The organism is Chitinophaga skermanii (assembly GCF_003259335.1).
In the GTDB taxonomy this organism is placed as follows: Bacteria; Bacteroidota; Bacteroidia; order Chitinophagales; family Chitinophagaceae; genus Chitinophaga; species Chitinophaga skermanii.
This window is the reverse complement of the sequence record NZ_QLLL01000007.1, coordinates 1-16,759: the sequence shown is the minus strand read 5'-3', so window position 1 is coordinate 16,759 and position 16,759 is coordinate 1. Positions and strand designations below refer to the sequence as shown.

Below are 16,759 nucleotides of genomic sequence, written 5' to 3'. Positions count from 1 at the left end.
TTGAAGTTAAGGTAAACATAATTTCATCAACGATGCACTGTCGCCACGAAATACGTTAAAGTCCACTTTATTCCGAATGCCATTAACACGACCAATATCACTATGCTGCCAAAAGAGCCAGCTTCGGCTGGCTTTTGGTTTTTCCTTTTGGTAGTAATGTGCCACCCACAAAGGGTATTGATCAAACTCATCACCCAAGTACGTATCGTAGAACTTCATATTTGTATAAATAATCGGCTTCACACCATAAACTTCCTCCATCTCTTCCAACCAAATCTTCGCCATACTTCTAATAACAGCAGGAGTTTGATCGTTATGCACTTCAATATCTAAAACTGGGGGAAGATCGCCAGGTTCCAAATCCACGGTATTTCTAAAGTTAATGACTTGCTTCATGGGGTCGCGGGTAGCGTAGAAGAAATGGTATGCTCCGCGGATAACGCCTGCTTTTTTTGCTTTTTGCCAATTGCGTTTAAATTGTGCATCTTGCCGGGTAATACCCTCTGTAGCTTTAATAAAAGCAAATGTTAACTTTATATCTTCTACTTGCATTTGTTTTACCGCGTTCCAATTTACTTCGCCTTGGAACTTGGAAACGTCGATGCCATGAATTTTATAGTTAATGGGAATATCAATCCCGAATTCATCATAACGAACGAAGTTGATCTCGTTTTTGAAGTTTCGGTAAATGAAATAGGCCGCTACTAGGATGCATGCAATGAGAAACAGAATTATAAATCCATTTCCAGAACTTTTCTTTTTTTTCACTGTTTGGGATACGGATTAAAAAGGTGTGTTGGTGTTAGTTTATTTTAGGCAAGTATATGGCAATATTTTTGAAGGTTGCATATGTGCCGCATTGAAATATTAAATTTGTACTTATAAAAATCCCGTGAATGCCAGATTTTAATTGGAACGATTCAGTAAATTTTCTCTCAAAACTCACGCCCCGCAGGTTTTTGAATGCAACGAAAGTTTTGAGTAGCTTTTATTGGAGCAAGCTCTTTAACAAGCCTACGCAATGGGGTTTACCTATTAGCATATCGTTTGAGCCAACTACCTCTTGTAATTTGCGATGCCCGGAATGCCCTAGCGGCCTCCGCGCATTTACCCGCCCAACAGGTATGTTACAAGAAGATTTCTTTCGCAAAACCATCGACGAAATCTCGAAAGAGTTATTATATCTCATCTTTTACTTCCAAGGTGAACCGTATTTAAATCCCGCCTTCCTCGACATGGTTAAATATGCGTCGGACAAAGGTATTTATACTGCCACCTCTACCAATGCACACTATTTAACCGATGCAAATGCTCGTCGTACCGTAGAAAGTGGTTTGGATAGATTGATTATTTCGATTGATGGTACCACGCAGGATGTATATACGCAATACCGTGTTGGCGGTCAATTACATAAGGTAATTGAAGGGGCGAAAAATATTGTAAAGTGGAAAAAAGAACTGAATTCTAAGAAGCCTTTCGTTTTCTTTCAGTTCTTGGTAGTGAAGCCGAACGAACACCAAATCGAGGACATTAAGAAACTTGCAGCAGAAATTGGGGTCGATCAAGTACGCTTTAAAACAGCGCAAGTATATGATTATGAAGAGGGAAATCGATTAATCCCAACAATCGATAAATACAGTCGCTATCATAAAAAAGACGATGGCACTTACGCCATTAAAAACAAACTCGGCAACAGTTGCTGGCGCTTGTGGCACTCGCCGGTAATTACCTGGGATGGCCTAGTAGTGCCATGTTGTTTCGACAAAGATGCCCAACATAAGCTGGGCGATCTGAAAAAAGATTCCTTTAAAACATTATGGCAGAACGGGCATTATAACCAGTTCCGCTCAGAATTAATGAAAGGACGTAAGAATATTGATATTTGCGCGAATTGCAGCGAAGGAACTAAAGTTTGGGGATAAGCGTTCGCGCTTATTCTCCTCTTTCCGCAGCTTTTTCAGCTGCCCTTTCTGCTTTTTTCCTGCGCCTACGGGTTGTGAAGTTATTGGCCAGCTTAATGCCAAAACGAACAGCTACAAACTCCAATGCCGTCATCAAGGCAGTTGACAGCACAGATTTCGCTTTGCCGCTTTCCCATGCAAGCTTCCCAATTTTGCCCACGAAGCCCAAAACACCGCTATTTGCAATACCGGGTACTACACTATTCATGGCCATACCTTTGAAATTCTCTTTTAGGTAAGCGCCGCGCTCGCCCAATTCACGTTCTAAAAGGCGGGCTTCCACTTTTAAGCGGGCGACTTCGAGTTCTAGGGTGTCGAGGTTGGTGACTTTTATTCTTTTCGCCATACCGGTTTTGTTTTTTTTCACACAAAATGGGGTTTACTTGTTCCTTCTTTTAGTAGATGCTTCATAAATATCATCCTCGTCATCGTCGTTATCATGGAATTCATCTACCAACTCTGCTACCAACATATTGGCCAACGGGCGTTGGATCAACTTTTTCCTAAAAATAAGGATGATCACAAATAAAAGAATGAATGCGCCTGCCGCGCAAGCGAACCCGATAGTAAAACTACCGGTCATTTCCCCGATCCAGAAAGCGAGTACCATTCCGAGGAATACCACTACGAAAAAGAACAACAGGAAGGCCATCGTAAGCGAAAAGAATAGGCCCAACGCCTTCGATAGCTTTCCTGCTGCCTGTAATTTTAAGAGATCAAGCCTCGTTTCTACGTATTCACGTGCAACTTTGCCCGTCTCAGAAAAATAGTTGCTGAAATTATCTTCCATGCAAATAGGTTATTATTAAGCGCCAATAAGTTAATTAGGATAATTCATTTTCAACAGCCTCTTCAAATTGTTCTTTCTTGCGCCTAAACTTGTCTTTTAATTTGTCGGCCTGGTATCTCAATTTCGATACCATCTCATCCTTTTTATCGGAATTAAGGAAATATCCAACGGCTACGCCTACGGCAGCACCTAAGATGAAAGTAACAACGGCTTTTGAATTCTTGCTCATAGTTAGTACATTTTTAAGGTGAAAGATTCGGGTATACAAATTTCCTATAGGGGGTAAGGATGAATGTCCTTACGGCTTTAGAGTTACAAACACTGTTCCATATTTGTTCAAATGAGTAAATAATTTGTTATGATTTTCTATATAAAATGTGAATCCTTCCTAACTTTCCAGCCAAATTTTCTTTGAAACGTACTGTACTACAGCTTTTGCGGTATCGCTAAAATTCACTATTATTGAAATAATACGCAACTATCTTATGAGTCATCTTGATAACGGTCGCCTGAAACAAATAGGCTTTTTATTGATTATCCTTTTTTTAGGCATTGTGCTTTTTAAAGAAATGTATGCCTTTTTCCCAGGGTTTCTTGGTGCCGTTACTTTATATATCCTCACGCGTAAGTACATGTTCCGCATGGTGGAACAACGCGGTTGGGGAAAACGTTCCGCAGCTACCGTTATTATGTTGGCCACTTTCTTAGTGATCTTATTGCCGATCGGGATGCTCGTAAATATGCTCACTGCTAAAGTAGGTTACGCGGTATCTCATTCTTCCGAGATGTTGGCAGAATTGACTAACCTAACGAACCGCATAAGTCAATCAATCGGTTATAATGTACTGTCGGAAGATCGCCTTCAACGACTAATCGAAAACGTAACGGGTGCCTTACCCGGCTTTCTTGGCGCTACATTTAATACGCTAACGGCCATCGCCATTATGTATTTCATCTATTTCTTCATGCTCACTAACGCCCGCCAAATGGAAGAGGCGCTGTATGAATACATTCCTTTAAAAGATGAAAACGTATTGTTATTGAGTAATGAATTGAGAAATATGGTGGTTTCAAATGCTGTTGGCATCCCGTTAATTGCCCTCATTCAAAGTGTTATCGCCCTCGTAGGTTACTTTATTTTCCAAGTACCTGAGCCTATCTTCTGGTTCGTTGTTACTTGCTTTACAGCTATGCTACCAATTGTAGGCGCAGCAGCAGTGTATGTACCTTTGGGTATCTATATTATTTCTACCGGCGAAACTTGGATGGGCGTAGGTTTATTATTATATAGCTTTGTTGTGGTAGGACTTTCAGATAACGTCTTCCGTTTCATGTTAGCCAAGAAAATTGGCGACGTTCACCCTCTTATTACCATTTTCGGTGTGATTATCGGTGTTAACCTATTCGGGTTTATCGGCCTTATTTTCGGACCATTGTTAATTTCCATGTTTATTGTGCTATTGCGCATTTACTCGAATGAGTACTTCGTGAAAACCCGTACAGTGAAAGTGGTAAAAACAGTTGTACCGCCGAAAGACAAGAAGAAATAGCTATTTGTAATAGCCGTTTTCTGTGATGTAATGTTCTACATCATTTGTTACGAGGTACCGTATACTTTTCCCATCTTTTACAAATTGGCGAATCACACTACTCGAAATGTCTAACATAGGTGCATCTAGTATTGTAATGTCGGCACCGTAGGTTTCCGTTACAGGGTGGCCGGGACGATTGTAGATATAGATGGGGTAAAATTTCAACAGTTGTTGATAATTCTTCCACCGTGCTATATTTTGAAAAGAATCACTGCCCATAATAATGACAAACTCCTGTGTAGGAAACTTCTCGTTCAAGTAAGTAAGGGTGTCAATGGTGAAAGAAGGGCGAGGAAGGGAGAACTCGATATTACTCGCTCTTAATTTTTCAGCATCCTTTATAGCCAGTTCTACCAAGTGAAATCGGTGATGCTCGTTCAATAATGATGCTGATGGCTTTAACGGGTTATGGGGCGATACCACGAACCACACTTTGTCGAGATCCGTATTATATGCCACATGATTTGCGATAATAAGGTGCCCGATATGTATAGGGTTAAAAGATCCAAAGTATAAGCCTATCTTCATTTTCATTCAATTAAAGCCAATAAAATGCCGACCCAACCGGCTAATATGCGTTTGGGCGGCAAGTTACTTAATTCGTGCCTTTACGATGACGAAAAATTATTCTACCGGTTTGAACTGCTCAAACACATTACTACAGTCTTTGCAATAATGAATTGCACGGCATAACGTAGAACCGAACGGGGAACGTAAATAAGTATTCTTGCTACCACAATGAGGGCAAGGGGTTTGCAATAATATCTCGTTGTACGCTTTACCATCTACCACCTGTGGCGCCGCAATCCCAAATTGCTCTAATTTATCTTTTGCACCGGGTGCTAAGCGACTAGTTGACCACAATGTTTCTTGATCAATAATTACGGTAATGGCTACACTGAATTTTTCTTCCAGTGCCGTTTGAATATTTCGTTGAATATATTGTACAGCCGGGCAAGCGGCAAATGTGGGAATCATTTTCACCAATATTCCATCGCTATTAATATCCACAGCCGTAATCATCCCTAAATCCACCACGCTTAGCACGGGAATTTCCGGGTCCATTACGCTTTGTAATGCATCGTACACTTCTTCTGTTGTATGCATTGTGTTTACCATGTTGCGGTAGGGTCTAGTTTGAATACACTGCTCATTTCATCGAGCAGTGGTTGTAAATAGGCTGTATGATAACCTTCGCGGCCACCATATACAGGTGTAAACGATTCTATACCGGGCAAGTTTAATCCTGCCTTTGACAATACTGGGTAAATACGATCTAACCAACGGGCTTGTAATGCTTGCTCGCCCGGGTAAATTTTCTCATCGATCAGCGTTTGTTCATGTGCTTTGGATGTTTCGAATATACCCAATGCCAGCGGCATACAATGCAAAAGTGCTTGTTGCATGCGTGCATAACTTTCTTCTGAACCACGGCTGAGTTGTAATACCCATTCATCGGCATGCAGCAAGTGGTATTTTATTTCGCCTTTGAATTTCTTCGCAAAAGGTTGGAGTGGCTCGAATGCCGTATTTTCCAAGGACTCGTAGCGTACAGCCTCAGCATGATCGAATAAGAAATGGCGCATGAGCGAGAAATCATATTCGCCGATAGGCAGTTCCACAAAGTGGCAGCTACGCATTTCCTTTTCTGCGCGCATAAACGCAAACTGGTCGGGGTCTTGCCCGCCCAAATGTTCTTGCATTACACGGTACAATGCCCAAGCGTGCCCAATTTTATCTTGTGCCATAGAAGAAAAAGCGATGTCTTCTTCCATGATGGGGCCGAGACCGGTCCATTCCGAGTTGCGGTGACCGATGATTAAAGCATCGTCGCCCATTTTAGTGAGGAGTGATATAATAGCTTGTTGCGATAACATGGAACGTAGTAATTGTATTTTGGTGTTTACTTCTTGCCTTTAAATTTGTTGATCTTTTCCATCACCTTAAAACCACTCGCATCGCGGTAAGTTTTCTCTAGGTTGGTGGCAAACATATCTTCATCTTCCACATCAAAGGCCAAAATATCCGCGCTGCGTACTACCCAAAGGTTCACGCAACGTTTCCGGCGAGCAAACTGCTCTTTTGCAAAAACCAAGGCCAGCTCGGCACTCGGTGCTTGTACGCTACCCACATGCTCGTGGTGAGCGCCTCTCTTCTCTTGGTGAAAAACTTCGTATGCATTCCAGTTTTCCCCTTCAACGATCGTAACAACTTCCCCTTCATGTCCTAGTTTCAAGCGGTTTACACGGGGATCTAAAGATTCGTTTAACATGTTTTTTCGTGTGAATTTTATTTACGCTACCGGGAACGACCTGGCTGCATTTGGGTTCATTAATGCCTTCCTAATCCATCTTCCACTTTCTTCCGCCCATTTCCTTACTTGTAAACGTTCGGCATTGCAAGGACCACCACCGTTGATCACCTTCATAAACAAATCCCAATCAGGATCAGAAAACAACCATTTGCCGGTTGCTTCATCTTTCTTGAGATTTTCATCAGGCAACGTAAGGCCTAGCTCCCAAATCTTTGGAACATAAGCATCTAGGAATTGGTTACGCATATCATCATTGCTCGCCATTTTTACCTTCCACTTCATCAGTTTTTCACTGTGAACCGAGGTTTTATCTGGTGGACCAAAGAAATGCATAATAGGTTGCCACCAACGGTTTAACGCGTCTTGCACCATTTGGCGTTGCATGGGGGTACCGGTGGCTAGTTCAATAAAAGCATCATGACCTTGTTTCAAGTGGAAACTTTCTTCGTAACAAATTCTTTCCAAGGCACGGCAATAAGGGCCGTAAGAGCCTTTGGCATTCGCTACTTGGTTAACGATAGCGGCGGCATCGATCAAGAACCCAATAACCGTTACATCTGCCCAAGTTTCGGCAGGGTAGTTGAAAACGTTTGAATACTTGGATTTGCCGGAAAGCAGGTCGTTAATCATAGCCTCGCGGCTTTTTCCCAAGGTTTGGGCTGCATTATAGAGTAATTGGCCGTGACCGATTTCATCTTGCACTTTTGCAATTAATGCGAGTTTGCGTTTAAACCCAGGGGCACGGGTAATCCAGGTACCTTCGGGTAAAGCGCCAATAATTTCAGAATGCGCATGCTGTTCAATCATGCGGATGAGTTGCTTGCGATAATCGTTCGGCATCCAGTCACCGGGTTCGATTTTGTGGCCATCTGCAATACGTTGCTCAAACTCGGCTAATTTAACCGGGTCGTCGATTGTATCTTGCATGGGCCGCTTATTCGGCTCATCGAAAATATATCCTCCGCCGTACATAACGCGATTGTTTTGGTTCAATCGTAAATTACTGAATTTTACCGTTAAAACCGGGGCAGGGTACCAACTTTCCCATCACCTTAACATTTCCATTTTTAGCCGGTTTGTTGAACTCTTTTTTTGCAAGCAATGTTAATTTTATGCAGGGTGAATTCAGCCTGGGAAAGGCTTTGTTATAACCCCTTCGCATTGAAGCAATTATCGATTTTTAGCTTGGCAACTTGATCGAGATTTTTTTCGTAATATTATAGAGGAGAAAACCAGTGGTGATAAATAATGATGTATGGATAAATCGCGTAACTTTTATTTCAATCACACCCTAACCAAGATCTAATATGATGTTGTTCGCTTGGCTTGCCGCCTTAGTAGCTGCCCCGGCACAACATGATACGATACCGAAAATTGTGGTAGAATTTTCTGTTGAACAACGTGCTGTTGATAAACATTCCGACACGATATTTTACAATGCTTCGGCCCCGTTAACATGGCAAGATTTTACCCGTAAACCACCACAGAACGCTAAAAACGACGCGGTAAGTTATACGAGTTTTGCTTATGAAGGCGGTACAAGGCAAAGAAAAGACACTGTATTTGTACATTTAGTATTGCAAGTTTTCTTTATAAAAAGCGCTTCCTGGGTTACACCCCCGTTATTAAACGACCTGTACTCGCTACAACACGAGCAAATACATTTCGACATTACCTACTTAACGGGCTTACTCTTTAGGAACAAAGTATTATCAATCGATTTTTCGGAGGATGGTGATTACGATAGTATTATTCAATACCAATACCTCGAATATTTCCGGCTGATGAACGTTTTACAAGAAAGCTACGACGCCGAAACGCGCCACGGCAACAACGCCACCAAACAGCGCGAATGGCAACAAAATATAAACCGGGCAATAACACTGGGCGGGGTATGGCCCCTACCAAACGAATAATCAGCCCCATTCGTCTAAACCAAGCAACAGTTCACCTAGTTTTTAAACATCATTTTGATATAAACCGTACATTGATTCATCATAAACATAAGACTATGTTATCCTTTCGCAAACATATACACGCCCTATTAGTGGTGGCCCTGGCCACAGGCCTTTTATTCAGCTGTAAGAAAGATTCTAGCAGCGACGGAAACGGCAATGGAAATGGGAATGGAAACGGTAATGGGAATGGTACTCCCTTAACGGAAGAACAAAAATCGCAAGATACTTTGTGGCACATCTTTAAAGATACTTACCTGTGGACTGCCGACGTGCCGGATTCTGCCACCGTAAAGCCGCTTAGCTATTCTTCATTCGGCGACCTTTTCAACAAATTGATTACCTATAAGAAGAAAGCCAATGGTGCTAACTTTGACCACTATAGTTTCTTAGATAATGGAACCGTAACCGGTGAAATTGGCGCAGGTCGCTTAGGTGATTTCGGTTTTGATGTAAACTACTGGGATATCGATAGCTTATATGTACTCTATTGCTATCCAGGCTCGCCTGCATATGCACAAGGTGTTCGTAGGGGCGATTTAATCACAGCCGTGAATGGTAGCACTAATATCAGCTACGACAATCCTCCATATGGCAACAGCGCCAACATCCGCAACCTCATTAATGCACTGAACGCAGCTTCTTCATCATTTACCTTTAAGAAGTTAGATGGCACCTCTAAAACACTTACCATCACCAGTGCACAATATTCACTCAACCCAATCCTCAAAGATTCTATCTATACTATCAATGGTCGCAAAATTGGTTATTTCGCGTTCAATACTTTCGTAGAATTAAGCGTGATCCAATCTAAAATCGATGCCGTATTTGATAAATTCGTTGCAGCTAACATTACCGACTTAGTAGTAGATTTCCGCTATAACGGTGGTGGTGCGGTGAACACTTCTGAATACTTAGCCAACCTCATGGCGCCTGTTAGCGTAGGAACCAATGCAACGATCATGAACAAAACGAAGGTGAATAACGTGATCAGCAGTAACCAAATGAGCCGCTTCAGTGCTATTAAAAAACTCCGCGGCTCCAACAACGTACAATACTCTTTACAAGATATTTTCTATAGCTATGTACAATATAGCGACACGTACTTTGAGAAAAAGAAAACACTCAACCTGCAGAATATCTCTTTCATTACAACACGTAATACCGCTTCTGCAAGCGAATTGGTGATTAACGACTTGAAACCTTTCTTCAATGCTCGCTTAACGCTTGTTGGTGACTCTACATATGGTAAGCCTGTTGGTTTCATCGGTATTCCAATGAACAAGTACTACATGTACGCGATCTCTCTTCAAACGCTTAACAGTGCTAACCAAGGCGATTACTTCGATGGTATGGCACCCACCACGCCAGCATACGATGTTTACCGCTACGATTTCGGTAATACCCGCGAACATAGTATTTACTATGCTTTACGTTCTATTGGTGTACCTGCTGCCGATATCCAAGCTAATTGGGCACGATCTGCAGCACCAATGCCTATTAACTTGCAACGTCAAATGCCGAAATACGCCGGTAAAGAAATGAAGAATTTCAAAGGGTCGATTTATAATGCCCAAGATTTGTTGAAACAATAATTGTTAGTCAAGATCTATATACAAAAGCTGTCTCGTTCATTCGAGGCAGCTTTTTTGTTGCACCCAATTCAAGCAGCTAACTACCTGTTGGTTCAGCGATAAAAGGGAAGGTGATTAATTTTTTGCGGGCAATAAAAAAGCTGCCGTAATGGGCAGCTTTGTATCATATTTAGATGATTTATTTAGCATACACCGTTTTCGATTTGGCGTCTTTTCTAAGCGCGGCTGAATCCATTCTTTTCACTACTTCTAAGATGTCTTGAACAGCGTGGTAGTAGAAGGAATGATTGATTTTATCGTACTCATCCGACGCTTTGTGATAGTCGGGATGGTCTTCTACACCGAAATATAGGAAAGGAATTTTAAGTGCATGAAACTCGTAATGATCGCTCTGACCAGTCCAATCGTCGTGCCCAGAATTGGGTAGATCGTGTCCGGGAATGAGTTTTACATGTGACTTAGCAGCTACTTCTTCGATGTATTTTTTGAGATGCGGGTAGTGATAAGTACCACACACATAAAGTTCGTTTTTGTCGTTATGGCTTACCATATCCATGTTAATGTTCACCATTACTTTGCTTTGTTCTACCGGCAGTGCATTAGCGAAGGCATGGGCACCTTTTAGGCCTAACTCTTCGGCATCTAGCGCAACGAAGATGATGGTGTTTTTAGGAGGATGTGCTTTGAAATAAGTAGCCATCGCCAATAAAGCACCTACGCCAGATGCGTTATCGTCGGCCCCGTTAAAAATACTATCTGTTTGGCCAGACCTGCTACGTGTACCAACATGGTCGTAGTGAGCGGTAATAATAATAACAGAGTCGTTACTCGTACCTTTCAAATAACCGTAGAGATTCGTTCCCATTGTTTTCGTATTGTTACGGCCTTCGAAATAGAAAGGTTGTTCGTACGTGTTATTATAGGGCGTAATGCCTATTTGTTTGAAGCGATCGAGGATGTAGAATTGAGCTAAGCGGTTGCCTTTGGTACCGGCGAGGCGGCCTTCATATTTATCATCTGCCAAGGTTGCAACATCTTTCATCAGTTGGGCAGAATCGATTGCCGTTTTTTGGGCGGCTGCTTGTAGTGAGGCAAAGCAGAGTAGGGCAATACAGAAATTTTTCATGTTGTATCTTTTAAACAGCGCGGGTAACGCTGTTTAAAAGATACGTATTATCTATAAAATAAGGGAAATATTATTTGAATATTTGGAAGATGATAAGGCTGGAAATGTATGCCAGTACTGTCATGTACGCGAATTGGAATGCCGGCATTTTCCACGATTTCGTTTCGCGTTTTACAATGGCCAAGGTGCTCATACACTGCATTGCAAATGCATAGAATAACATCAAACTTAAGCCAGAAGCCAATGTATACACCGGTCTGTCATCAGGCCAAGTTGCAGCAGCCATTTTTTCACGCAAGGTAGCGTCATTATCTTCCGGGGTTTCACCTACGCTATACAAAGTAGCCATCGTTCCTACAAACACTTCACGCGCAGCGAAAGAAGTAATCAATGCAATACCAATCTTCCAATCGAAACCAAGTGGTTTAATCACCGGTTCAATAGAGTGGCCTAAAATACCGGCGTAAGAATTAGCCAATTTCTCGGATTGATATTCGCGGTCGAGGGTTTCTTTCTGTGTTTCGTCGGTTGTTTGTTCAATAATAGGTTCGTATTTAGCATGTACGGCTTGCATTCTTTCATTCGGACCATAAGAAGCGAGGAACCATAAAATCACGCTAATCACCATAATTACCTTACCGGCATCTGTAATGAAAATCTTTGCTTTTTCTACCATCGTGGTACCTACGTTTTTCCAACGAGGAGCCCGGTAATCGGGTAATTCCATGATGAAATAGCTTTTCTCCTTAATACGCACAATCCATTTCAATACGGCAGCAATCGCTAAAGCCATAAAGAAACCGAGTAAGTATAAGCCCATCATTACCAAACCTTGCAGGTTTAGGAAGCCGAGTATAGATTTTGAAGGAATAACCAGGGCAATCATCACCGTGTAAATAGGCAAACGAGCGGAGCAGCTCATGAGCGGTGTTACGAGAATGGTGATCAACCTTTCCTTGCGGTTTTCGATGTTACGGGTGGCCATAATTGCGGGTACTGCACAAGCAACCCCACTAATTAATGGCATCACGGATTTACCGTTCAAGCCTACTTGGCGCATCAAACGATCGGTGAGGAAGCTGATACGGGCCATGTAACCCGAATCTTCGAGTATCGTAATTAATCCGAAAAGAATCATGATTTGCGGTACGAATACGGCGATACCACCCAAGCCGGCCACAATACCGTTAATGAGCAAATCGCTGTACCATGCTTCCGGCATAATACCACCTAACCAGCCACCTACAGCACCAAAACCAGCTTCGATGAGATCCATCGGGTAAGAGGCTAGCCAGAAGATGCTTTGGAATAGGAGGAACATCACCACCAATAAAATAGCATACCCCCAGAAGCGGTGGAGCAAAATATTATCGATGCGTTCGGTTTGTAATTGTTTCTGTAGAGGATCGGTTTCCACTACAGCCGCTTTCATCACTTGCTTAATGCGGGCATAGCGTTGCATGATTTCTTCAGCTTGTACTTTCGTTTTGTTGAAGTTGTTGGCCTGGAGAACCGTGCGGATACCATTTTTCTGTGTTGCAGAGAGGAAAGGCAGCTCTTCAGCGTTCACGGCCACGTGTAAAGCGGCGTATTCGCTGGAGGCAGGGAATAGTTTCTTCACTTCTTTCACTACTTCCGGCGCGAGTTGTTCATTTTCAATGAAATCGCGAGCGGGCGCACCAAATTTTTGTTCTGCGATCAGTTCAATATTCTTTTTGAGGGCAGGAATACCTTTATTCTTGCGCGGGTTAATCGATACTACCGGCACGCCTAGTTCGCGTTCTAAGCCGTTAATGTCGATTTCTACACCTTTGGATTTCGCCAAATCCATCATCGTTAACCCGATAATCACGGGTAACTTCAAATCGATGATTTGGGAGCAGAAGAGAAGGTTTCTTTTAAGGTTGGAAGCATCGGCGATGATGAGAATCATATCGGGCTTATCCTCGTTACTAGGATTAATCAGCACATCGTATGTTACAAATTCATCGGCACTTTTAGGGTATAAGCTGTATGTACCGGGCAAATCGATAATGTTCGCCGTTAAATCGGCGGAAATTTTAGCGGAGCCTGTTTTCTTATCTACTGTAACACCTGGAAAATTGCTGACTTTTTGATTCAGACCAGTTAGTACATTAAAAAGGGAGCTTTTACCACTGTTCGGGTTGCCGACCAGTGCTATGTTTATGGGTGCCTGCATTCCTTACCTAGTTCTCTAAAGATTATCTAATTTGGCAAATCTACTAATTTATTGCCCGGTTAAATGATCAAATCGGGAAAAATGGAGGAACGGGCTAAAAAGGGCTGATATGGGCCTAAAAAAGCAAAAACCACGGTAGAAACCGCGGTTTTTTATCTATTTTTCTAAACTTATTGTGAATTATGATCTAAGCATTTCGATGGGAACAAAGAGGTATGGTAGCGGATCTGCGAAGGCTAATGTCTTCTTAGTCGCTGTGTCAACCTTCTTATTATCTACCGGGGTAGCGTTCTTTTTAGGTTTTGCAGTATCTTTTACTGCGGGTGCATTTTCTTGGTAGCGATAGTTCCTAATAACGGAATCTTTTGGTTTTTCATCATTTGTGATGATCACATTTTCATCGTCATCGTCGCCGCTTAATTCTAAGAATGGTTTTCCATCATCGTCCATACGTTGCATTCTACCATTCTCAAATTTCAATTCCAAGTGATTGTTATATTCTTGTTCGATACCGTTTACATAATGTCTGCCGATACCTAAGAAATTGTAGTTCCAAAGTGCGTTACGGTCGATATCAACTGATTTACCATTTGGTACACGAACGTAGATGTATACACGTTGACCGCGGTATTTTGTAGCCGTTGGGATATTGAAACCGGCAGGCAAGTACAAAATGCTATCTTTTTGTTCTAAAGGAAGAATAATGCTGCGGGCCAAAGTTTGCGCTTGGTTGCGGCTGGCGCCTTGCGATACTCTTCTAATTTCTAATTCGAAGTTGGTTTGGTTTTTAAAGCCGGGCACTACTTTCAAAGAAACGGCATCAACTACCGTGGTATCATCTTCTACACGCATTCTTTCACCTAAGCTTACCAAGAAATCGTCATCATCAAACGAATTCAATTGGTCTAACTTCTTGATATACAGCTTTTCGCCTTTGAATGCTCTTAACGTTACATCATTTTTCACTTCGCCGGTAGAACGAACAGATTTCGCTATACCTGTTGCTAATGTGATAGCGCAGATTAAACCGATCACCCAGAAGAAGCCCATAGAATAGCCTACATACTTATTCGCGTATTTAGAGCCCGAGATTCTTCTTGCGAGGAACATGATCAGCGAGATAATAGGAATACCTAAGAGCAATACAAAGGAGATCCAAAATAAAATCGCTTGGTTATCTGTGAGTGCAATATTAATAATAGGGAAGAAGGCCGCGGTAAAGGAACTCAATACCAACACAGCAATTAATGTAATTAGAATCACTGCTGCGAAGAAGTACATGAAACTTTTGGCGATGAATGCAATCAATCGTCCTAAGCCCCTGGCACCCCGGTCGAATGCGTTACCGATTTCGCTCCCAAACTGCTTACCGCGGCCTTGCGAAAAATTTCTGAAATCGTTACCAACGTTTCCCATGCGGCTTTTGAATTCCTTCATTTCTTCCTGCACAGTATTTTTAATGTTGTTGTAATCGACTTTTTCGCCGCGCATTTCTAATTTTTCTGCAGCCGTATTAGCGGAAGGAGCAGCAATCCAGATAACGAGGTACACCAAGATGCTAGCACCGAAAGCGATGGTTAATAGCACGAATGCCACACGTAAAATCACCGGGTCGATGTTGAAATAAGCACCTAAGCCACCACACACACCGCCGAGCACTTTATGCTCTGGATCGCGGTAGAAGCGTTTGCTAGGACGGTGGTATGATTCGAAACCAGCATTGGTTTTATCGTTAGCTTGCGTGTTTTGTTTAGGCTCATCTTCAAGTTGTTCAGGCGTACCCATAGAGGCTTTAATCTCTTGTACATCTTCATCTGTGATGCAATGTGCGCCTTTACGTAATTTTTCTTGGAAGATCTCGGCGATACGACTTTCTATATCGCTCATGATTTCTTCGGAACCGTCTTCTTGCGCGAAATGTTTTTTAAGACTCTCCAAGTACCCCCTCAAGAGGTCGTATGCGCTATCCTCGATGGGAATAAGGCGGCTGGATAAGTTTATGTTAATAATCTTTTTCATCGCTATGACAAGGTTTAAGGTTTTAGGTATTATATCGGATTTAGATAGATTGATTTGTAAGTTGATGAACTGCGTTAGCTAGTTCGTTCCAAGTGCTTTCGAGATCTTTATAGAAGGCTTCGCCTTTTTCAGTCATCGAGAAGTATTTCCTTGGCGGGCCGGAGCTACTTTCTACCCATCGGTACGTGAGCAACTCGGCATTTTTGAGACGTGTTAATAAAGGATAAAGCGTTCCTTCAAGAATATCGAGTTTGGCTTCTTTCATTTTCTCGATAATATCAGAAGGATAAGCCTCGCCTTGCTTAATGATAGAAAGGATACAGAATTCGAGTACCCCCTTTCTCATTTGTGATTGTGTGTTATCTATATTCATGGCAAGTGGCTTTTAAAATGATTGGTTTCTTTCAACCTCGATACAAAGATAAGTACTTTACACTACTATGCAATACATAATACTATCCCAAACCCAATAATTTGTTTTGTCAATTAGCGATTTTGAATCGTTAAGTTCTGAAAATGAATACTTTGTAAACGAGTCAGACTTTCTCACAACAGGCTAATTCGTGATGAATGGTATTATTTCGTGATGAATGAAGGGGTCGAAAAAGAATAGATATAGCCAGCGGTTAGTAAAACCTTCAAAAAGTACTTGCCTCAAAACATGGTCTATTGTACTGAAAACATATATATTACAAATATGGGAATAGCTTATACGGTGTGTGGTATTGGGTGAGGATAGGCTAAAGATAGGGTCGAGATAGGCTTAGGATAGGCTTTTGATAGGGTTTAGATAGGGTAGGGATAGGCTTAGGATAGGCAAAAGATAGGGTAGGGATAGGCTTGCATATATTTATGTCACGTCCTAAAATAGGTTTACACCCTTGTTAGATAATCCGGATAAAGGTTTACAACTGTAGTTGTTAATCCGTATAATAGTTTACAGTTCCAAAGATTAAAAAAAGAACCTATTACTACTACTTATTATAGTTTTTCTTTTTTTGCTTCTTTTTTTCTTTTTACAATCCACCTGGATTTGTGGATAACTGGCCTTGGTCACCTGTAGGTGACGCACCCTTTTGCTGCCATCTCATGGCCATTTTACCATGTTGATGATGCGCTTGTGCAGGGGTTAAGTAGTTGCAGCTACTGTGTGGCCGCTGCTCGTTGTAAATGGTGATAATGCTTTCAATATGCGCTGCGGCTGACG

The 16,759-nt window shown here is 41.9% G+C and carries 18 protein-coding genes; 4 read left to right on the top strand and 14 right to left on the bottom strand.

The window, feature by feature from the left end:
• Positions 1 to 6 precede the first annotated feature (6 nt).
• Positions 7 to 768 carry a glycoside hydrolase family 25 protein gene (locus LX64_RS18215; RefSeq protein ID WP_111599130.1) on the bottom strand — a complete coding sequence of 254 codons (762 nt, stop codon included), beginning with the start codon at positions 766 to 768 and terminating at the stop codon, positions 7 to 9.
• Positions 769 to 896: 128 nt separating this feature from the next.
• Between LX64_RS18215 and LX64_RS18210 the strand changes: the two genes are divergently transcribed.
• Entirely contained in the window at positions 897 to 1,922 is a 1,026-nt protein-coding gene (locus LX64_RS18210) for a radical SAM/SPASM domain-containing protein (RefSeq protein WP_111599129.1), read from the top strand.
• A gap of 10 nt (positions 1,923 to 1,932) precedes the next feature.
• Here the strand turns inward: LX64_RS18210 and LX64_RS18205 are convergent, their stop codons facing one another.
• Genes LX64_RS18205 through LX64_RS18195 form a run of 3 tightly spaced genes read right to left on the bottom strand, consistent with a single transcriptional unit; the run spans position 1,933 to position 2,980 of the window.
• Positions 1,933 to 2,328, bottom strand: a complete 396-nt coding sequence (locus LX64_RS18205) for a hypothetical protein (RefSeq protein ID WP_148707371.1) — start codon at positions 2,326 to 2,328, stop codon at positions 1,933 to 1,935.
• Positions 2,329 to 2,340: 12 nt separating this feature from the next.
• Positions 2,341 to 2,751, bottom strand: a complete 411-nt coding sequence (locus tag LX64_RS18200; protein WP_111599127.1) for a hypothetical protein — start codon at positions 2,749 to 2,751, stop codon at positions 2,341 to 2,343.
• 34 nt (positions 2,752 to 2,785) lie between these two features.
• Positions 2,786 to 2,980: a YtxH domain-containing protein gene (locus LX64_RS18195; protein WP_111599126.1), complete on the bottom strand. Its 195-nt coding sequence runs from the start codon at positions 2,978 to 2,980 to the stop codon at positions 2,786 to 2,788.
• 256 nt (positions 2,981 to 3,236) lie between these two features.
• Between LX64_RS18195 and LX64_RS18190 the strand changes: the two genes are divergently transcribed.
• Positions 3,237 to 4,301 (top strand): AI-2E family transporter, encoded by a 1,065-nt coding sequence (locus LX64_RS18190; RefSeq protein WP_111599125.1) that lies wholly within the window; start codon positions 3,237 to 3,239, stop codon positions 4,299 to 4,301.
• Here LX64_RS18190 and nadD read toward each other — a convergent pair whose 3' ends face one another.
• The 5 genes from nadD to paaA form a co-directional block, all read right to left on the bottom strand.
• Positions 4,302 to 4,871 (bottom strand): nicotinate (nicotinamide) nucleotide adenylyltransferase, encoded by a 570-nt coding sequence (gene nadD / locus LX64_RS18185; RefSeq protein WP_111599357.1) that lies wholly within the window; start codon positions 4,869 to 4,871, stop codon positions 4,302 to 4,304. It lies immediately after the preceding gene.
• 96 nt (positions 4,872 to 4,967) lie between these two features.
• Positions 4,968 to 5,450 carry a 1,2-phenylacetyl-CoA epoxidase subunit PaaD gene (gene paaD, locus LX64_RS18180; protein WP_158538669.1) on the bottom strand — a complete coding sequence of 161 codons (483 nt, stop codon included), beginning with the start codon at positions 5,448 to 5,450 and terminating at the stop codon, positions 4,968 to 4,970.
• Positions 5,451 to 5,455: 5 nt separating this feature from the next.
• Positions 5,456 to 6,220 (bottom strand): 1,2-phenylacetyl-CoA epoxidase subunit PaaC, encoded by a 765-nt coding sequence (gene paaC, locus LX64_RS18175; RefSeq protein WP_111599123.1) that lies wholly within the window; start codon positions 6,218 to 6,220, stop codon positions 5,456 to 5,458.
• Between the two features lie 26 nt (positions 6,221 to 6,246).
• Complete coding sequence (locus LX64_RS18170; protein WP_111599122.1) at positions 6,247 to 6,615, bottom strand: 1,2-phenylacetyl-CoA epoxidase subunit B; 369 nt, start codon at positions 6,613 to 6,615, stop codon at positions 6,247 to 6,249.
• Between the two features lie 21 nt (positions 6,616 to 6,636).
• Entirely contained in the window at positions 6,637 to 7,629 is a 993-nt protein-coding gene (gene paaA / locus LX64_RS18165) for a 1,2-phenylacetyl-CoA epoxidase subunit PaaA (protein WP_111599121.1), read from the bottom strand.
• Positions 7,630 to 7,964: 335 nt separating this feature from the next.
• Between paaA and LX64_RS18160 the strand changes: the two genes are divergently transcribed.
• Together LX64_RS18160 and LX64_RS18155 are read left to right on the top strand one after the other, a co-directional pair.
• Positions 7,965 to 8,573 carry a hypothetical protein gene (locus tag LX64_RS18160; RefSeq protein ID WP_111599120.1) on the top strand — a complete coding sequence of 203 codons (609 nt, stop codon included), beginning with the start codon at positions 7,965 to 7,967 and terminating at the stop codon, positions 8,571 to 8,573.
• Positions 8,574 to 8,668: 95 nt separating this feature from the next.
• Positions 8,669 to 10,207: a S41 family peptidase gene (locus LX64_RS18155; RefSeq protein WP_158538668.1), complete on the top strand. Its 1,539-nt coding sequence runs from the start codon at positions 8,669 to 8,671 to the stop codon at positions 10,205 to 10,207.
• 178 nt (positions 10,208 to 10,385) lie between these two features.
• On the opposite strand, the gene LX64_RS18150 is transcribed toward LX64_RS18155, so the two are convergent.
• The 5 genes from LX64_RS18150 to LX64_RS18130 form a co-directional block, all read right to left on the bottom strand.
• Positions 10,386 to 11,333, bottom strand: a complete 948-nt coding sequence (locus LX64_RS18150) for a M28 family peptidase (protein WP_111599118.1) — start codon at positions 11,331 to 11,333, stop codon at positions 10,386 to 10,388.
• 70 nt (positions 11,334 to 11,403) lie between these two features.
• Positions 11,404 to 13,533: a ferrous iron transport protein B gene (gene feoB / locus LX64_RS18145; RefSeq protein ID WP_111599117.1), complete on the bottom strand. Its 2,130-nt coding sequence runs from the start codon at positions 13,531 to 13,533 to the stop codon at positions 11,404 to 11,406.
• A gap of 180 nt (positions 13,534 to 13,713) precedes the next feature.
• The gene (locus tag LX64_RS18140) at positions 13,714 to 15,552 is read right to left on the bottom strand and encodes a PspC domain-containing protein (protein WP_111599116.1); all 1,839 of its coding nucleotides are present in this window, start codon (positions 15,550 to 15,552) and stop codon (positions 13,714 to 13,716) included.
• A 40-nt stretch (positions 15,553 to 15,592) separates the two neighbouring features.
• Positions 15,593 to 15,925 (bottom strand): PadR family transcriptional regulator, encoded by a 333-nt coding sequence (locus LX64_RS18135; RefSeq protein ID WP_111599115.1) that lies wholly within the window; start codon positions 15,923 to 15,925, stop codon positions 15,593 to 15,595.
• Between the two features lie 643 nt (positions 15,926 to 16,568).
• On the bottom strand, positions 16,569 to 16,759 hold a 191-nt coding region (locus tag LX64_RS18130; protein WP_148707370.1), incomplete at its 5' end, for an integrase core domain-containing protein.

Excerpts from the sequence above, each read along its gene's own strand:
- LX64_RS18210 (WP_111599129.1), top strand. The coding sequence starts at position 897 with ATGCCAGATTTTAATTGGAACGATTCAGTAAATTTTCTCTCAAAACTC.
- LX64_RS18200 (WP_111599127.1), bottom strand. The coding sequence starts at position 2,751 with ATGGAAGATAATTTCAGCAACTATTTTTCTGAGACGGGCAAAGTTGCA.
- LX64_RS18195 (WP_111599126.1), bottom strand. The coding sequence starts at position 2,980 with ATGAGCAAGAATTCAAAAGCCGTTGTTACTTTCATCTTAGGTGCTGCC.
- LX64_RS18190 (WP_111599125.1), top strand. The coding sequence starts at position 3,237 with ATGAGTCATCTTGATAACGGTCGCCTGAAACAAATAGGCTTTTTATTG.
- nadD (WP_111599357.1), bottom strand. The coding sequence starts at position 4,871 with ATGAAGATAGGCTTATACTTTGGATCTTTTAACCCTATACATATCGGG.
- paaD (WP_158538669.1), bottom strand. The coding sequence starts at position 5,450 with ATGCATACAACAGAAGAAGTGTACGATGCATTACAAAGCGTAATGGAC.
- paaC (WP_111599123.1), bottom strand. The coding sequence starts at position 6,220 with ATGTTATCGCAACAAGCTATTATATCACTCCTCACTAAAATGGGCGAC.
- LX64_RS18170 (WP_111599122.1), bottom strand. The coding sequence starts at position 6,615 with ATGTTAAACGAATCTTTAGATCCCCGTGTAAACCGCTTGAAACTAGGA.
- paaA (WP_111599121.1), bottom strand. The coding sequence starts at position 7,629 with ATGTACGGCGGAGGATATATTTTCGATGAGCCGAATAAGCGGCCCATG.
- LX64_RS18160 (WP_111599120.1), top strand. The coding sequence starts at position 7,965 with ATGATGTTGTTCGCTTGGCTTGCCGCCTTAGTAGCTGCCCCGGCACAA.
- LX64_RS18155 (WP_158538668.1), top strand. The coding sequence starts at position 8,669 with ATGTTATCCTTTCGCAAACATATACACGCCCTATTAGTGGTGGCCCTG.
- LX64_RS18150 (WP_111599118.1), bottom strand. The coding sequence starts at position 11,333 with ATGAAAAATTTCTGTATTGCCCTACTCTGCTTTGCCTCACTACAAGCA.
- feoB (WP_111599117.1), bottom strand. The coding sequence starts at position 13,533 with ATGCAGGCACCCATAAACATAGCACTGGTCGGCAACCCGAACAGTGGT.
- LX64_RS18140 (WP_111599116.1), bottom strand. The coding sequence starts at position 15,552 with ATGAAAAAGATTATTAACATAAACTTATCCAGCCGCCTTATTCCCATC.
- LX64_RS18135 (WP_111599115.1), bottom strand. The coding sequence starts at position 15,925 with ATGAATATAGATAACACACAATCACAAATGAGAAAGGGGGTACTCGAA.